We start from the raw sequence: 14,426 nt of genomic DNA on the forward strand, positions 1-14,426 counted from the left end.
AGGCATGGTTAACGAACACTGACGTCCCGCAACGATCCGTGCGAAACCCCGCCTCTTAACGTCCGATCAACCTTAACGCGCTCTATTCGCATCAGAGCCGGCCCGCCCGCGGTCGACCTCCTTGCCTTGCGTAAAGATCGAGCCATGCCCCGCTCTTCGCCGTTCCAGCCCACCCGCGACGCCCCGCCCGCCGAAGGCGAGGGGTTGGGGTTGGCGCAACTCGCCGGCCTGCTGCGCCGGTCCTGGCGCTGGATCGTCATCCCGACCGCCCTGGCGACGATCGGTGCCATCGCGTTCGTGCAGGTGGTGTCGCCGCGCTACACCGGCGAGGCGAAGATCCTGCTCGAGAGCCGCGACACGCCCTACACCCGCACCGCCCAGGAACGCGGCGAGCAGCCCCAGCCGATCGACGAGCAGGCGGTGGCGAGCCAGGTCCAGGTGGTGATGTCGCGGGACCTCGCCCGCGAGGCGATCCGCCGGCTGTCGCTGGCCGGCAACGCCGAATTCGATCCGAGCGTCGCCGGCTTCGGCCCGCTGCAGCGCGCCCTGATGATGATCGGGCTGGCCCGCAATCCGATGGAGCGCCCGCCCGAGGAGCGGATCCTGGAGACCTATTTCGACCGCCTCAGCGTCTACCCGGCCGGCAAGTCGCGCATCCTCACGGTGGAGTTCCGCTCGCAGGATCCGCACCTCGCGGCCCAGGCGGCCAACACCATCGCGGAACTCTACATCGGCTCCCTCGAAGCGGCGAAGACCGACACCGCCCGCTACGCCTCGAGCTGGCTTGGCGGCAACATCGAGGCCCTGCGCACCCGCGTCGCCGAGGCGGAATCCAAGGTCGAGGCCTACCGCGCCAGCCATGGCCTGATCGCCACCGGCGGCGCCGCCGGCCAGCCTCTCGGCGCCCAGCAGCTCGGCGAATTGTCGACCCAACTGTCGCAGGCCCGAACCGCCAAGGCCGATCTCGCCGGGCGCGCCAAGCTGATCAAGGAGATGATCAAGGACGGCCGCGCCTTCGAGATCCCGGATGTGGCCAACAACGAGATCATCCGCCGCACGGTCGAGCAGCGCATCACCCTGCGCAACCAGCTCGCCCTCGAATCCCGCACCCTCCTGCCCGCCCATCCGCGCATCAAGGAACTGACCGCGCAGATCTCGGACCTCGACGCCCAGATCAAGGCCACCGCCGAGCGGGTGGTCCGCACCCTCGAGAACGACGCCCGCATCGCCGAGGCCCGGGTCGAGAGTCTGAGCGCCGCCGTCGACGCCCAGCGCGACGTGGTCTCGAAGGGCAATTCCAGCGAGGTCCAGCTCCGCGCCCTGGAGCGCGAGGCCAAGGCCGAGCGCGAACAGCTCGAATCCTACCTCGCCCGCTATCGCGAGGCCTCGGCCCGCGACGCCGAGAGCGCCGCCCCGGCCGATGCCCGCGTGGTCTCGCGCGCCATCACGCCCGAGACCCCGTCCTTCCCCAAGAAGCTGCCGATCGTACTGCTGGCGGCGGTGCTCGGCCTGCTGTTCTCGATGGGCGCCGTCATCGCCCGCCACCTCCTCACCGATCCCGACGGCTCGGGCCGGCGGCGGCGGAGCGAGACGGACTCCGAGTCCGGCTCCGAGCGTCCGATCCACCGGCACCAACCCTTCGCCTTCCCGGAAGCCTCCCTGGCCATGGCGCGCCAGGGCGGGCACGGCCCGGCCCCGCTCACCGCCGGCACGCTCGTGGAGCCTGACCGCACGATCCTCACGCCGGAGGTTCCGGTCGCGGACACCGTCGCCACGCGCCCGATTCTGTCGTCGGCCGGCATGGAGCCGGACAGCCCCAGGCCGGCGCAGCCCGAAGGCTTCAGGCCGGCGCAGCCCGAAAGCCTCACGCCGGCGCAGCCCGAAAGCCTCACGCCGGCGCAGCCCGAAAGCCTGCCGCAGGCCCGGGGCGCCGGAGCCCCGAAGGCCGGGGAGGCGGGCAGCTACGCTCTCGACCCGCTGGTGGCGCGCCTGCGCGACGGCGCCGCGCCGGCCCGGGATGGGGCGGGCCGCACCGTCCTGGTCATGGAGGACGCGCCGGTCCGGCGGGCGGAGGCCGGGCTGGCCGTCAGCCTCGGCAGCGCCCTGACGGCGGGCGCCAGCGTCCTCGTTCTCGATCTCAACGGTCCCGCCTGCGGTCCGGACGAGGTTGGCCTGACCGACCTCGTGGCGGGCGAGGCCGCCTTCCTCGACGTCATCCAGGCGATCCCCGGCTCGCGCCTGCACGCGATCCCGCGCGGCTTCCTCGCCGCCGGCATCCTGCTGGAAGAACCCCAGGCCCTGGCGATCACCCTCGACGCCCTGGCCCAGGCCTATGACTGGGTGGTGTGCCGCCTCGGCGCACCGCAGACCCGCACCGCCCGCGCGATCCTGGAGATGGCCGGACACCAGATGGACGCGGTGGTCATCGCCTCCGACCGCGATCCCGAGGATGCCGACCTCCTCGACCTCTACGGCCTGGCCGAAGCCTCCGGCGCGGGCCAGATCCTGGTGGCCCAGGATTTGGCAGCTGCGCCCCTCGCTCCGGCGGGCCCTGCTGTCGCCGAGCGGCCCGCTTTCGCGGATGAGGCGGCGATGCCGCTGCGCCGCTCGGCGGCCTGAGCCCAGCCGCCGCTCGTCCCCCTCTCTCCAGGCTGAACCACCCCGCCCTTCGCGTCGGACGAAGAGTGGGTCTTGCGAAGGGCGGGTCTTGGCGTTCCGCCGTCCGATCGGACGAACGCGCGGCGATCACTCCACTCAGCCACGCCTCGGAATACGACGACCGGTTGACCGGCCGGGAATCTTGCGACCTAAGATGGCTGTCCTTCGGCCATGCCGATCCCGTATTCCGCGGAGGAGCGACCCGAGCCCCGGCACCCCGCTGCCATCGAGACGTATCTCCGAGCCTGTGCGGCCGAGACCGATGCTGCGCCGAACGCGGTCGGCACGCCTGCGGCTGCCTCCGGGGTTGGCACGCGTCGCACCCGACGCAGGGACTGTCTTCGGCTCAGGCCGTCCGCGAGATGTCATTCGATCCCGAAGCAGGACTGGATCACGATGCTGCGTCCGATCAATCCGCCCGGTCCGTCCATTCCCGGCATCTCGCAAGCCATGCTGCTCTCGGAGGGGCGACTTCTCATCCTGTCCGGCCATGTTCCCTTCGATGACACGGGCACCATCGTCGCCGGTGATCGGGCGACGCAGCTCGATCAAGTCTTCCGGAACATGCAGGCGACGCTCCATGCGGCCGGCGCCGATTTCAGCGCCGTCGCGCGCCTCACGATCTACGTCCGTGACTACGATCCGGCCGAGCTGCCGGCGATCCGGGCGGTGCGGGATCGCTGGATCAATGCCGCATGCCCACCCGCCAGCGCCCTGATCGGTGTCGCGGCGCTCGCCTTCCCCGACATGCTGGTGGAAGGTGGATGCGATGGCGTTCCTGCCGCCGTAGTCCAGCCTACTCGGTCGCGGCCCGGTGGCGGCGCAGGCGGGACACGAGCGCCATCAGGCGCGGGTCGCGCTTGATGCGGCGCTTGAGGCGGGCGGCCGCGATGATCCGCAGGGCGAAGACATGGCCACGCAGGGTCACCGGCAGGGTCACCTCGCCGAGTTCGATGGTCTCGTCGCAGATGCTGCTCTTGTAGCGGGCCTCGCCGACGCCGAGGTCGAAGCTGCGCCGGCCCCGCGCCGTCTGGTCGGCGATGAGGTGGTGCAGGAGGATGTCGCCGGGGCTGGACCGGCTCACCGCCGGATCGGCGTCGAAGGACGTCATCATGCCGCTGTAGCGCTGCGCATCGACGGCGCCCGCGAAAACCGCGAAGACCCGGCCGGTCCCGGCGGCCACCAGCGCGGTGACCTCGATGGCGGGGCTGGCCCCGGGAACCGTCGCCCGCGCCAGGAAGGCCCGCACGGCGGGATCGGCATAGGGGTTGGCGAGCCCCATGCCGGCGAAGCGGGCGGCCTTCTGTTCGTAGAACGCGGCCAGATAGCGCTCGACCGCCTCCGGGGTCTCGGCCCGTTGGCACGCCACCGGCCCGAACGCCTCAACGAGCTTCTTCTCCTTGGCCCGCAGCTTCTTGCGCGCATCGCTGCTGAAGACCCGCTTGAGAGTGGCGTCGGGGTCGGGTCCGAGCATCAGCCCATAGGCGTCGCTCGGGGCCGGTTCGGCCTCGTGGTGCAGGGGATTGGCGGCCCCGTCCCAGAAGCGGGGCTGGTGCGACAGGGCGAAGACGTCGATGCCGGCCTTGCGTCCGATCAGGCGCAGCGCGTCGGACAGGTCCTCCGGACGCATCGCCGCCGCCTCGCGCGAGGCGAAGAGCGGCATGTGGTAGTTGGCGTGCTTGGCGCCGATCACGCGGGCGACCCGTGCGCCGCCCTCGCGGGCGACCACCAGGGGGATCAGCACGCGCGCCCGCCCGGCGGGATCGCGCAGCACCACGACGCGCAGATCCGCCTCGGCCCCCCCGGTTCCGGCGACGAAGGCCGCGACCCAGTCGAAGCGCTGATAGGGCGTCGCCAGCGCGGCCGGATCGGATTCCATCGCGCGCCACAAGACCTCGGCGGCAGCGAGATCGTCGAGGATGTCGGCCCTGAGGCCGTGCTGCACCCGCGCCCGCATCGCTCCGGCTCCAGTCAGGTCATGAGCGAGAACAGCCATGGGATCATCCTGGGCCCGCCGCGCGGGCCATCGGTCCGGTTGACCGGCGGATCGGAACCCGCCGGATCGATGGCCCGACCCTGCGCCGCCAAGCCTTAACCCGTCCGTGACGCCGGGCCGACGAGGACCGCCTGTCTGCCCACGTGGGTAACGAAACCTTGCCGGTTGGCGTGCTCCCCTGGCGTCCCACCCGATCGGATTCCCCATGTCGGCCACCGAAACGCCCGCGCTCAGCCGGCGCCACCGCCTGTTCGCCGCCGGCTTCCGCGCCATCGCGGCGAGCCGGGCCGACCTGTGGCTCGGCCCGGTGGCGCGCGGGCGCGGGCTGATCCTTACCTTCCACCATGTCCGCCCGGAGCCGCCGGCGGCCTATGCGCCGAACGGTCTCCTGGCGATCACCCCGGACTTCCTCGACCGGACCGTCACGCTGGTGCGGAAGCGCGGCTTCGAGATCATCGCCCTCGACGCCGTGCCCGAACGCCTCGCCCGCGGGGGACGGCCCTTCGCGGTGCTCACCTTCGATGACGGCTACCGCGACAATGCCGAGCATGCGGCCCCCGTCCTGCGCCGCCACGACGCCCCCTGGACCCTGTTCGTCACCAGCGCTTTCGCCAGCGGCCACGGGCGCCTGTGGTGGCTCGAACTGGAACGGGCGATCGGCCGCCTCGACCGGGTGCGGGTGCCGGACGGCGATCTCGACCTGCCCGCCCGCGATGCGACGGAGAAAACCGGCGCCTTCGCGGCGGTCTACCGCCATCTGCGGGCCGGACCCGAGGCGCGGCTCCTCGCCGTCATCGCCGGCCTCTGCGCCGAGGCCGGGCTGGTGCCGGGCAGGCTGGCCGCGGATCTGTGCCTGTCCTGGTCCGAGCTGCGCGACCTCGGCCGCGACCCCCGCGTCACCTTCGGGGCGCACACGATCAGCCACCCGATGCTGGCCAAGCACGATGCGGCGGTGGCGCGGCGGGAGATCGAGGCGGGGCAGGCGCGGATCGCGGCCGAACTCGAGCGCCCGGTCACGCACCTGTCCTACCCGGTGGGCGATCCGACCTCGGCGGGGCGGCGCGAATTCGCCCTGGCGCGAGACCTCGGCTTCGCCACGGCGGTGACGACCCGGCCGGGCCACCTCTTCGGGGGCCATGCGGCCCACCTGCACGCGCTGCCGCGGGTCTCGGTCAACGGTCATCACCAGACGGAGGCCGCGCTCTCGGCGCTGCTCTCGGGCGTGCCGTTCCTGGCCTGGAACCGGGGGCGCCGGCTCAACGTCGACTGATGGGATTCAGCGCCGGCGGCGGTGGCGGCGATACGAGCGGCTCTCTCCGCCCGCGACGGCGAAGCTGGCGCTCTGGCGGCCGTGGCGCGCGTACCGCCCGCGCCGTCCGCGATGCCCGATCGCGGCGATCGCCGCCCCGGTGGCGGCCGCGCTCGCCTCCAGGCGCTGGGGGATCGCCGCCAGCGCGGAGGCGACCGAGGCCGAGGCGGAGGCCGCCCCGGCGGCGGCCCCGCTGGCGACGTTCTTGGCGGCCGGCCCGAACATCGCGAGGCACTGGTTGTAGGCGAGGTCGTTCTTCAGACGCTCGCAATCCGAGACCGAGCGCGGCGTCGATTGCGCCCCGGCCGGCCGGGCCGACAGGACGGGAACGGCCACCAGGAACGCGAGGCCGAGGGCGAGCGAGGACGGGCACAGACGCGGCATTGAGCGGGACAACGGCCTCTTAACGAATGACACGCCGCGCTTCTGGGCCGCGAGTGCGGCGAAAACCCGACGTCACCCGGCGATTCTGGCGCCGAATGGGGCGTCAGCCCCGGTCGCCCCCATCGTTCGTCGCATCGTTTTTGCCCATCCAGCTGATCAGCGGCATCAGCGGGAAGATCCAGGCGATGCCGAGGAGGGCGTACAGCACCGCCTGCACGGGGGCCGGCGTCTGCGAGATGCGGCTGTCGGCCAGCGCCATCGCGAGCGGCGCGTAGAGGATGATGAAGGCCAGCATCACGATCGTGCCGATCAGCGAGCGGGTGCGGCGGCGCATCGGCCAGGTCCTTGCAGCGAACGGGGGCTCCCGCCGGGGTAGAGCCCCGGGCCCCCGATGGCAACGGCCGCGCCCGCGACCCTTTTGGCATCCCGTGCCGTCAGAGTTCCGACGAGCGGTTCGACAGCTCCATCCGCAATTGCCGGGCGGCCTCCTGCAGGGCGGCATCGCGCCGGCGCCGGGGCCGGGGCACGGTGATGGGCATCTCGGCGGCGAGGTGGCCCGGGCTGCCGGCCAGCACCACCACCCGGTCGGCCAGGGTCACCGCCTCGTCGATGTCGTGGGTGACGAACAGGATGGTCTTGCCCGTCGCCGCCTGGATGCGCTGCAACTCGTCCTGCAGGCCCTCGCGGGTGAAGCTGTCGAGCGCCGAGAACGGCTCGTCCATCAGGAGCACGTCGGGGTCGACCGCGAGCGCCCGCGCGATGGCGACGCGCTGGCGCTGGCCGCCGGAGAGCTGGTGCGGCCAGCGCTGCCCCAGATCGCCGAGACCGACGAGGTCGAGCATCGCCTGCGCCTTGGCCAGGCGCTCGGCCTTCGACAGGCCGCTGCCCTCGAGCCCGAAGGCCACGTTGGCGATGACCCGGCGCCAGGGCAGCAGGCGCGCATCCTGGAACACCAGGGCCATCGGCGTGCGGCAGCCCGGCCGGGCCTCGATCCGCACGGTGCCGGCGCTGGGCTGAGCGAGCCCGATCAGCACCCGCAGCACCGTCGACTTGCCGACGCCGGATTCGCCCACGATGACGAGGAACTCGCCCCGCGCCACCGCGAGGTCGAGGTCCCGCAGGATGACCGTCCGGGCGCCGTCGCGCGCGTAGGCGAGTTCCAGTCCCGCGATGGAGATGATCGGCTCGGACATCAGGCGCGCCACCGGAGAAGCCAGCCCTGGAGGGCGACGAAGGCCGTATCGAACAGGCCGTAGAGGGCGGCCATGGTGAGCATGTAGACCACGACGATGTCGGTGGAGAGCAGGCTGGAGGCCTGCATCATCCGGGCGCCGACGCCGGGCACGCCGAAGATCTCGGCGGCCACCACCGCCATCCAGGCCTGGCCGAGCGCGGTCCGCAGGCCGACCAGGATGCCGGGGGTCGCGGCCGGCAGCAGGATCTTGGTGAGCCGCGCCCAGGGCGAGCCGAAGCCGAAGGCCTGGGCCACCTCGACGAGGTCGCGGTCGACGCCCCGCACCGCTCCCTGCGTGGCGAAGAACACGATCCAGAACACCCCGATGGCGATGATGAAGACGGCCGCCTCCGGCTGGACGCCGAACCAGATGATGGCGAACGGCACCCAGGCCAGGCCCGGAATCGGCCGCAGCAGGCGCACGATCCAGGCGGTGAAGGCCTCGAAGCCCCGGAACATGCCGCTGAGCAGGCCGAGCGCGATGCCGGCTCCCGCCCCGACCCCGAGGCCCGCCACGTAGTGGCTCAGGCTCGACAGCACCGCCTCGCCCCAGACCCCGAGGCGGACCTCGTTGAGGAAGGCGGCCGGAATGGTGCTCGGCGGCGGCAGGAAGGCCGGGTTGATCAGGCCGAGGCGCGGCATGGCCTCCCAGAACAGCAGGAAGGCGAGGAGCCCCGCCGCCGCCAGGGCTGTCGAGCGCAGGGCCGTCATCGGCGGGCCACCGGCGCGGCGCGCCCGGGCGAGAAGGGTCTGGAGATCATCGGGCGGCTTAAGCTCGGCAAGTTGGGCTCGGCAAGAGGTTGGCGTCCGGGGAGAGGGAGCTGAGAGAGAGGCGGGTTCGACGAGGTCACCCGCCATGGGGTGGGCCGGATCAGGCCCCGTAATAGTCCCGATACCACGCCACGAAGGCGGCGATCCCGGTGCTCAGCGGGGTGTCCGGCACGGCGCCGACGAGGGCGCGCAGCAGATCGGTGCTGGCCTCGGTGCGCGGCACGTCGCCGGGGGGCAGGGGCTGGAGGATGCGTTCGGCGCGGCGCCCCAGGGCGCGCTCCAGCTCGTCGATCATCGCGTCGATGCGGACCGGGCGCCCCCCGCCGATATTGACCAGCCGGAACGGCGCCACCGGACTCAAGGTGTCGCCGGGACAGACCGGCCCCTCGGCGGGCGCCGGCGGCCGGTCCATCAGGCCCCGGATCGCCGCCACGAGGTCGTCCACGTAGGTGAAGTCGCGCTCGGCCGCACCCCCGGCATAGACCGTGATCGGCGCGCCGGCCAGGATCTTGGCGGTGAACAGGAACAGGGCCATGTCCGGCCGACCCCAGGGGCCGTAGACGGTGAAGAACCGGAACGCCGTGGTCGGAATCGCGAACAGGTGGCTATAGGCATGCGCCATCGCCTCGCCGGCCAGCTTGGAGGCGGCGTAGAGGGTGAGCGGTGTCACCGCCGGGTCGGTCTCGCGGAACGGCAGCGCCGTGTTGCCGCCATAGGCCGAACTGGTGGAGGCGAACAGGAGGTGGCGCACCGGATGCGCTCGCACCGCCTCGATCAGGTTGGCCATGCCGACGAGGTTGGCCTCCACGTAGGCCGCGGGATTCTCCAGGCTGTGGCGCACGCCCGCCTGGGCCGCGAGATGCACGACGATGTCGGGCGCGGCCCGTTCGACCGCCTCCCGCAGGGCACCCGGGGTCTCCAGCCGGGCCTCGACGGCGGTGAAATCCGGGCTCCGCGCGAGGTCGGCATGGCGCGCCCGCTTCAAAGCGACGTCGTAATAATCGCTGAACCCGTCGAACCCGGTCACGGCGTGGCCCTCCGCGAGGAGACGCCGCGCGAGATGGTAGCCGATGAAGCCGGCGGTGCCGGTCACGAAGACGCGCATGCAATCCCTTGCGGCCGTCCGAACCGGATCGCGCCTGCCCCCGACCTACACGCAGCGCCGCGCGACCTCAAGAAAGCGGGGGGGTGCGGGCGATTCCGACGGCCGCGACGCGGCCCTCCGCCCGAGAATGGCTGTTGGATTCATCCAGCGCTCTCGGGTGCGCTGACGCGATTCGCCCAGGCGCGGGTCGCCCCTCCCTCTCTGCGGGGAAGGGTGCCTGCGGAGCAGGCGGGAGAGGGGGCGACTTCTCCGAACCGCGCGTTCCCCTCTTGCGGGACGGCGTGCCGGCCCGATCCGCTACGCGGGCCACCCGCTCCCGCAGGGGCGACTGGATTCACGCAACTCTGACGGGGCAAACCTCGACCGGGAACAGTGTGATGGCGGTCATCTGCGGGTGGGCGTGAGACGCACCGGGTCTCCCTCTGCTGGAAGGAAAGGGGATCCCTGCAGCCCGCGCGTTGTGGGAAGGCCGTAGCCCAACGGGGGATAGGGCGACGCGCGCGAAATCCACGTCCTGCGAGCCGGTTGGCGGCGAATCCCCCAGCCCTCAGAACACCTGCCGCAGGACGAAGAACAAGCCGCCCGCCAGGGTGATGGCGGCCGGCAAGGTCAGGACCCACGCGAGCGCCATGTTGCGCACGGTGGCGACCTGGAGGCCCGAGCCGTTGGCCGCCATGGTGCCGGCGACGCCGCTCGACAGGATGTGGGTGGTGGAGACCGGCAGGCCGTAGAGTTCGGCGAGCCCGATCGTGCCGGCGGCCACCATCTCGGCCGAGGCGCCCTGGGCGTAGGTCAGGTGGGTCTTGCCGATGCGCGCGCCCACCGTGACGACGATGCGCTTCCAGCCCACCATGGTGCCGAGGCCGAGCGCCAGGGCGACGCAGACCTTCACCCAGGTCGGGATGTAGCGGGTGCCGTCGTTGAGGAGGCCGGCATAGGCCTTGAGCACCTTGCCCTCGGCCTCCGGGAAGCCCGCCCCGGTGCCCGGCAGGAGGCGCACCGCGTCGGCGGCGAGGTACATGTCGTTGCGCAGATTCGGGGTGGCGGCGGCCGGCACCTGCCGGATCGCGCCGTGGCGCTGGACCGAGGCGGCGATATCCTCCGAGAGGGCGGCGAGCGCCGCGTAGACGGCAGGCGTGTTCAGCGCCTTCGTGCGCAGGGCCTCGGCGACCTGGACCCGGGCGGCGGCCGCGTCGGGGGGCGCCATGGTCCCGGCCCGGGCGGCGAACACCGCGCGCGCATCCTGCGACTGCTTCGCGAAAACCGGCGTCATGTCGTCCGACATGGTGCGGTTGAGGGCATAGGCGGTGGGCGCCGCGCCGATCAGGATCAGCATGATCAGGCCCATGCCCTTCTGGCCGTCATTGCCGCCGTGGAAGAACGACACCAGGGTGCAGGTGAGAATGAGCAGGCCGCGGATCCAGAGCGGGGGCGGGGCCTCGCCCGCAGGCGCCTCGTACAGGTCCCGGCGCTTGACGACGGCCTTCATGGCCACGAGCAGCAGGGCCGCCAGGACGAAGCCGAGGACGGGCGAGATCAGCAGCCCCTCCAGCACCGTCACCGCCTGCCCCCACTCGACGCCGGAGGTACCCTGGCCCTCGGGCGCCATCAGCTGGTTGGCGAGGCCGACGCCGATCACCGAGCCGATCAGGGCGTGCGAGGAGGAGTTCGGCAGGCCGAGCGCCCAGGTGCCGAGATTCCACAGGATCGCGGCGATCAGCAGGGAGAAGATCATCGCGTAGCCGGCCGACGACCCGACCTGCAGGATCAGCTCCACCGGCAGCAGGGTGACGATGGCGTAGGCCACCGCGCCGGAGGACAGCATCACCCCGAGGAAGTTGAAGGCGCCGGACCAGATCACCGCGACCAGCGGCGGCAGGGCATGGGTGTAGATCACCGTCGCCACCGCGTTGGCGGTGTCGTGAAAGCCGTTCACGAACTCGAAGGCGAGGGCGATCAGGAGAGCCAGCGCCAGCAGCGCGAAGGCTCCGATCGCCAGCGGCGTCTCACCGACCGCGTTCATGTCGTGAACGAGGCTGTATCCCGCATAGGCGAGGCCGCCGAGGAGGACGAGCGCGAACCCGATCAGGCCCGAGACGTGGAGGCGCCCGTCGAGCTGCGGCCCGGAGCGCCGCGGCCCGCTCTCCAAGCCGATCGGTCGCCCGGCGGCGATCACGGGGGATAGGCGCGCGTCGGACATGATTCGGGCCCTCGCGAGTCATTCACGCCAGCGGGATGATCCACCGACGCCCCTCGCATGGTCCGCCTCTAGGAGTCGCGTGTCACAGTTCGATGACAGGCCGGGATTCGTCTTCCGCAACAGGGATGAGACCCGCCGTCCCAGCCGTGCGAACTGGGCGATGCGGTGCCGGCCCCTGTCCCGGAAGCCGGGAAACCTGTGCGCTGCAACGCATCCATGCGTCGGCACTTGTTTGCCGGAGCCCAAACCCCAGATATAACAGCATCATGACGCTGTCGCGCCCGGTTCGGTCGCGTGTTCGACCCGATCCGGGTCGGCGAATCTCCCGAGACGTGCGGCGGTGCATCCTTCGTACCCGTGCGGATCGGGGGGCCTTTCGGACGCGACGCGCTTCTCATCTGCCACATTCCGCAGGGCTCAGCCCGCGAAAGCCAGTCCGCGAGTCATTCGATCCATGAACCAGCTTGTCCGCATGTCACAGGTCGGCGAGGCCGATGCCATCGCCGAGCCCTCCGCCGAGCTGCGGGTGCCGTTCGCGCAGTCCGGCGCCTTCGTGTGCAAGTTCATCATCGGCGAGCCTAATGACCGCGCCGTCTGCTGCGGCGCCCCCGCTCCGGACGGCAAGAGCTGGTGCGCCTTCCACCGCCGCATCGTGTTCGAGCCGGCCCGGCCCGGCCGCCTGCGCTAACGCGCGCGCCCGTCCAACCCGCTCTCCACCCCGATTTCCCGAACCCCGCCGGTGCTGCCGGCGGGGTTTTTCGTTGCGGTGCGCCGGCTCGGTCTAGTCGTCGCTGTCGTCCTCGATCGGGCGGTAGGTGCGCAGGCGCCGTCCGTCGGGGAACTCGACGCTGCGGGAGCGCACCACGAGGTAGCCGGCCTCCTGGGCCTGCCGGATGCGGCGGGCGCGATCGTCTCCGTCCACGAAGGCGCCGGTCGCCTCCGCGCGCGATCCGTCGCCATAGCCGTATCCAGAGATGTCGCCGTTCCGGACGAAGCCCGGCGGCAGAGGCCGGACGACCGGTCGCGCCGCGAATTTGCGCGGCGTGACCGGCGTTGCGACACGCGCGGCCCGTCGACGCGAGGCGACAGTGCTTCGACGCGCGACCTCGACACGACCCTCGGCGTATACGCGGGGGCGTTTGGGGGTCCGGGCGGCGCTGCGAACCGGGCGGGCCGCCCGGGCCGGCGCCGGGGCAGCCTCGGCGCGCCGTCCGGTCTCGGGTGCCACGGCAACGGGGTCGGACCGGGCCTCGGCGGTGCCGCGGGCGGGTGGATCGGTCCAGGTCCGCCCGGATTGGGGAGCCGACTCCGCCAGGGCCAGGCCCGGGAACAGACCGAGCGCGAAAGCAACGCCCCGGATGCGGCGAGACATCAAGACCGTCATGACGACCTCCCAACACGCTCTGGGCGAAGTACCGAGGCGGGACGGGTCCCTCATCGGTCTGCGACGCCGGCCTCGGATCACCGCGAAAGAACCTCAACTCAGCAAAAGACTTGCCGGATCGGGATCACGACCCGGGCTCTCACTGTGGAAACCTAGCGAAACCTTGAGAGTTCGTCCACGTGCTGCCGGTCCAGCCGTTTTCCTCGGCCGGCCGATCGACCTCGCGTCACCCCGCTCGGGAAACCTGGCGCCCGTCCGGCATTGTCGTGGATCGCCCCGGGACCATCTTCGTTGACGCTCCACAGGCGTACCCGGCGTGGAGAGGAGAGCCAACTCATGAGACGACTTCCGTCGGTCCTCGCCCTCGCGGCGAGCTCGGCCATCGCTGCCCACACCGCCCTCGCGCAGCCCGCTCCGGCCGCGCCCGCTGAGGCAGCGCCCCCCGCGGCCCCGCAGACCTTCGAGAGCCCGATCCAGAACGGCAAGGGCGAACCCATTGGAAAGATTATGATTCGCGACGGTGCGAGCGCGCTCGTCATGCGGGTGACGATCCAGCCCGGCGGACTCCCGCCCGGCTGGCACGGCATCCATTTCCATGCCGTCGGCGACTGCTCGGACACCGCCAAGTTCGAGAATTCGAAGGCGCACGTGAATCACGACCAGAGCAAGCACGGCCTGCTCAATCCCGAAGGCCCGGACGAGGGCGACCTCCCCAACGTCTTCGCCAACGCGGACGGTTCGGTGAACGCCGAGGTGTCGAGCGAGACGCCGCTGACCGGCGAGGGCGCCCTGAAGGACGGCGACGGTTCGGCCCTGATCATCCACGCCAACGAGGACGATCACACCACCCAGCCCATCGGCGGAGCCGGGGCCCGCATCGCCTGTGCGGTGATCAAGTAGCCGCCCGATTCGGACCGGCCCCGCGGAGCGCAACCGCTCCGCGGGGCAAGGGTCGTCCTTAGTTCTGGGCGACGCTGACGAGCTTGGCGCCGCGCATCTTCCGTTCGGGCAAGGCGGCCTTGACGGTGTTGAGGATGCCGGCGGCGTCGAGGCCGGCCTCGGCGTACATCGCGTCCGGCGCGTTGTGGTCCTGGTAGCTGTCCGGCAGGGTCAGCGTGCGGACCCGCACCCGGCCGGCATCGAGCGCACCGCGCTCGGCCAGCAGGTGCAGCACCATGGCGCCGAAGCCGCCCACCGAGCCCTCCTCCAGCGTGACCAGAACCTCGTGGTTCGCCGCCAGGTCCAGGATCATCGCCGCGTCCAGCGGCTTGGCAAAGCGCGCATCCGCCACCGTCACGGCGATGCCCTCGGCCTCCAGCAGGTCGGCCGCCTTCAGCGCCTCGGACAGGCGCGTGCCCAGCGCCAGCAGCGCCACCCGCGCCCCC

Annotated in this window: 14 protein-coding genes; 5 read left to right on the forward strand and 9 right to left on the reverse strand. The window is 71.7% G+C overall.

Annotated elements, in window-relative coordinates:
* Positions 1 to 144: 144 nt before the first annotated feature.
* Positions 145 to 2,619: an exopolysaccharide transport family protein gene (locus tag J7U37_RS21935; protein WP_247637089.1), complete on the forward strand. Its 2,475-nt coding sequence runs from the start codon at positions 145 to 147 to the stop codon at positions 2,617 to 2,619.
* Between the two features lie 435 nt (positions 2,620 to 3,054).
* Positions 3,055 to 3,522: a RidA family protein gene (locus J7U37_RS21940; RefSeq protein ID WP_247637090.1), complete on the forward strand. Its 468-nt coding sequence runs from the start codon at positions 3,055 to 3,057 to the stop codon at positions 3,520 to 3,522.
* Here the strand turns inward: J7U37_RS21940 and J7U37_RS21945 are convergent.
* Positions 3,455 to 4,654, reverse strand: a complete 1,200-nt coding sequence (locus J7U37_RS21945; protein ID WP_247637091.1) for a GNAT family N-acetyltransferase — start codon at positions 4,652 to 4,654, stop codon at positions 3,455 to 3,457. The genes J7U37_RS21940 and J7U37_RS21945 overlap by 68 nt on opposite strands.
* A 205-nt stretch (positions 4,655 to 4,859) precedes the next feature.
* Here J7U37_RS21945 and J7U37_RS21950 point away from each other — a divergent pair, with 205 nt between their 5' ends.
* Positions 4,860 to 5,924, forward strand: a complete 1,065-nt coding sequence (locus J7U37_RS21950; protein ID WP_247637092.1) for a polysaccharide deacetylase family protein — start codon at positions 4,860 to 4,862, stop codon at positions 5,922 to 5,924.
* A 6-nt stretch (positions 5,925 to 5,930) separates the two neighbouring features.
* Here J7U37_RS21950 and J7U37_RS21955 read toward each other — a convergent pair whose 3' ends face one another.
* The 6 genes from J7U37_RS21955 to J7U37_RS21980 form a co-directional block, all read right to left on the reverse strand.
* Positions 5,931 to 6,359 carry a hypothetical protein gene (locus J7U37_RS21955; RefSeq protein WP_348528122.1) on the reverse strand — a complete coding sequence of 143 codons (429 nt, stop codon included), beginning with the start codon at positions 6,357 to 6,359 and terminating at the stop codon, positions 5,931 to 5,933.
* 91 nt (positions 6,360 to 6,450) lie between these two features.
* Positions 6,451 to 6,681, reverse strand: a complete 231-nt coding sequence (locus J7U37_RS21960) for a DUF2842 domain-containing protein (RefSeq protein WP_247637093.1) — start codon at positions 6,679 to 6,681, stop codon at positions 6,451 to 6,453.
* A gap of 100 nt (positions 6,682 to 6,781) precedes the next feature.
* Positions 6,782 to 7,540, reverse strand: a complete 759-nt coding sequence (locus J7U37_RS21965; RefSeq protein WP_056184296.1) for an ABC transporter ATP-binding protein — start codon at positions 7,538 to 7,540, stop codon at positions 6,782 to 6,784.
* Complete coding sequence (locus tag J7U37_RS21970; protein ID WP_056183686.1) at positions 7,540 to 8,292, reverse strand: ABC transporter permease subunit; 753 nt, start codon at positions 8,290 to 8,292, stop codon at positions 7,540 to 7,542. Before J7U37_RS21970 ends, J7U37_RS21965 begins: the two co-directional genes overlap by 1 nt.
* Before the next feature lie 160 nt (positions 8,293 to 8,452).
* Positions 8,453 to 9,457 (reverse strand): NAD-dependent epimerase/dehydratase family protein, encoded by a 1,005-nt coding sequence (locus tag J7U37_RS21975; RefSeq protein WP_247637094.1) that lies wholly within the window; start codon positions 9,455 to 9,457, stop codon positions 8,453 to 8,455.
* A 547-nt stretch (positions 9,458 to 10,004) separates the two neighbouring features.
* Positions 10,005 to 11,657, reverse strand: a complete 1,653-nt coding sequence (locus tag J7U37_RS21980) for an inorganic phosphate transporter (protein ID WP_247637095.1) — start codon at positions 11,655 to 11,657, stop codon at positions 10,005 to 10,007.
* A gap of 340 nt (positions 11,658 to 11,997) precedes the next feature.
* Here J7U37_RS21980 and J7U37_RS21985 point away from each other — a divergent pair, with 340 nt between their 5' ends.
* Positions 11,998 to 12,345 carry a GcrA family cell cycle regulator gene (locus tag J7U37_RS21985; protein WP_274533550.1) on the forward strand — a complete coding sequence of 116 codons (348 nt, stop codon included), beginning with the start codon at positions 11,998 to 12,000 and terminating at the stop codon, positions 12,343 to 12,345.
* Between the two features lie 93 nt (positions 12,346 to 12,438).
* Here the strand turns inward: J7U37_RS21985 and J7U37_RS21990 are convergent, their stop codons facing one another.
* Positions 12,439 to 13,041, reverse strand: coding sequence for a hypothetical protein (locus J7U37_RS21990; protein WP_247637100.1), 603 nt, complete (start codon positions 13,039 to 13,041; stop codon positions 12,439 to 12,441).
* Between the two features lie 336 nt (positions 13,042 to 13,377).
* On the opposite strand from J7U37_RS21990, the gene J7U37_RS21995 reads away from it, so the two are divergent.
* On the forward strand, positions 13,378 to 13,941 hold the full coding sequence (locus J7U37_RS21995; RefSeq protein ID WP_247637096.1) for a superoxide dismutase family protein: 564 nt from the start codon (positions 13,378 to 13,380) through the stop codon (positions 13,939 to 13,941).
* A 58-nt stretch (positions 13,942 to 13,999) separates the two neighbouring features.
* Here the strand turns inward: J7U37_RS21995 and J7U37_RS22000 are convergent.
* The coding region (locus tag J7U37_RS22000) for a transketolase C-terminal domain-containing protein (protein WP_282104092.1) at positions 14,000 to 14,426 on the reverse strand (427 nt) is incomplete at its 5' end.

It is taken from the genome of Methylobacterium sp. 37f (assembly GCF_023093475.1).
Classification (GTDB): Bacteria; Pseudomonadota; Alphaproteobacteria; order Rhizobiales; family Beijerinckiaceae; genus Methylobacterium.

What these genes read in the sequence shown, in the direction of transcription:
- J7U37_RS21935 (WP_247637089.1), top strand. Translation starts at nt 145, where the DNA reads ATGCCCCGCTCTTCGCCGTTCCAGCCCACCCGCGACGCCCCGCCCGCC.
- J7U37_RS21940 (WP_247637090.1), top strand. Translation starts at nt 3,055, where the DNA reads ATGCTGCGTCCGATCAATCCGCCCGGTCCGTCCATTCCCGGCATCTCG.
- J7U37_RS21945 (WP_247637091.1), bottom strand. Translation starts at nt 4,654, where the DNA reads ATGGCTGTTCTCGCTCATGACCTGACTGGAGCCGGAGCGATGCGGGCG.
- J7U37_RS21950 (WP_247637092.1), top strand. Translation starts at nt 4,860, where the DNA reads ATGTCGGCCACCGAAACGCCCGCGCTCAGCCGGCGCCACCGCCTGTTC.
- J7U37_RS21960 (WP_247637093.1), bottom strand. Translation starts at nt 6,681, where the DNA reads ATGCGCCGCCGCACCCGCTCGCTGATCGGCACGATCGTGATGCTGGCC.
- J7U37_RS21965 (WP_056184296.1), bottom strand. Translation starts at nt 7,540, where the DNA reads ATGTCCGAGCCGATCATCTCCATCGCGGGACTGGAACTCGCCTACGCG.
- J7U37_RS21970 (WP_056183686.1), bottom strand. Translation starts at nt 8,292, where the DNA reads ATGACGGCCCTGCGCTCGACAGCCCTGGCGGCGGCGGGGCTCCTCGCC.
- J7U37_RS21975 (WP_247637094.1), bottom strand. Translation starts at nt 9,457, where the DNA reads ATGCGCGTCTTCGTGACCGGCACCGCCGGCTTCATCGGCTACCATCTC.
- J7U37_RS21980 (WP_247637095.1), bottom strand. Translation starts at nt 11,657, where the DNA reads ATGTCCGACGCGCGCCTATCCCCCGTGATCGCCGCCGGGCGACCGATC.
- J7U37_RS21990 (WP_247637100.1), bottom strand. Translation starts at nt 13,041, where the DNA reads ATGACGGTCTTGATGTCTCGCCGCATCCGGGGCGTTGCTTTCGCGCTC.
- J7U37_RS21995 (WP_247637096.1), top strand. Translation starts at nt 13,378, where the DNA reads ATGAGACGACTTCCGTCGGTCCTCGCCCTCGCGGCGAGCTCGGCCATC.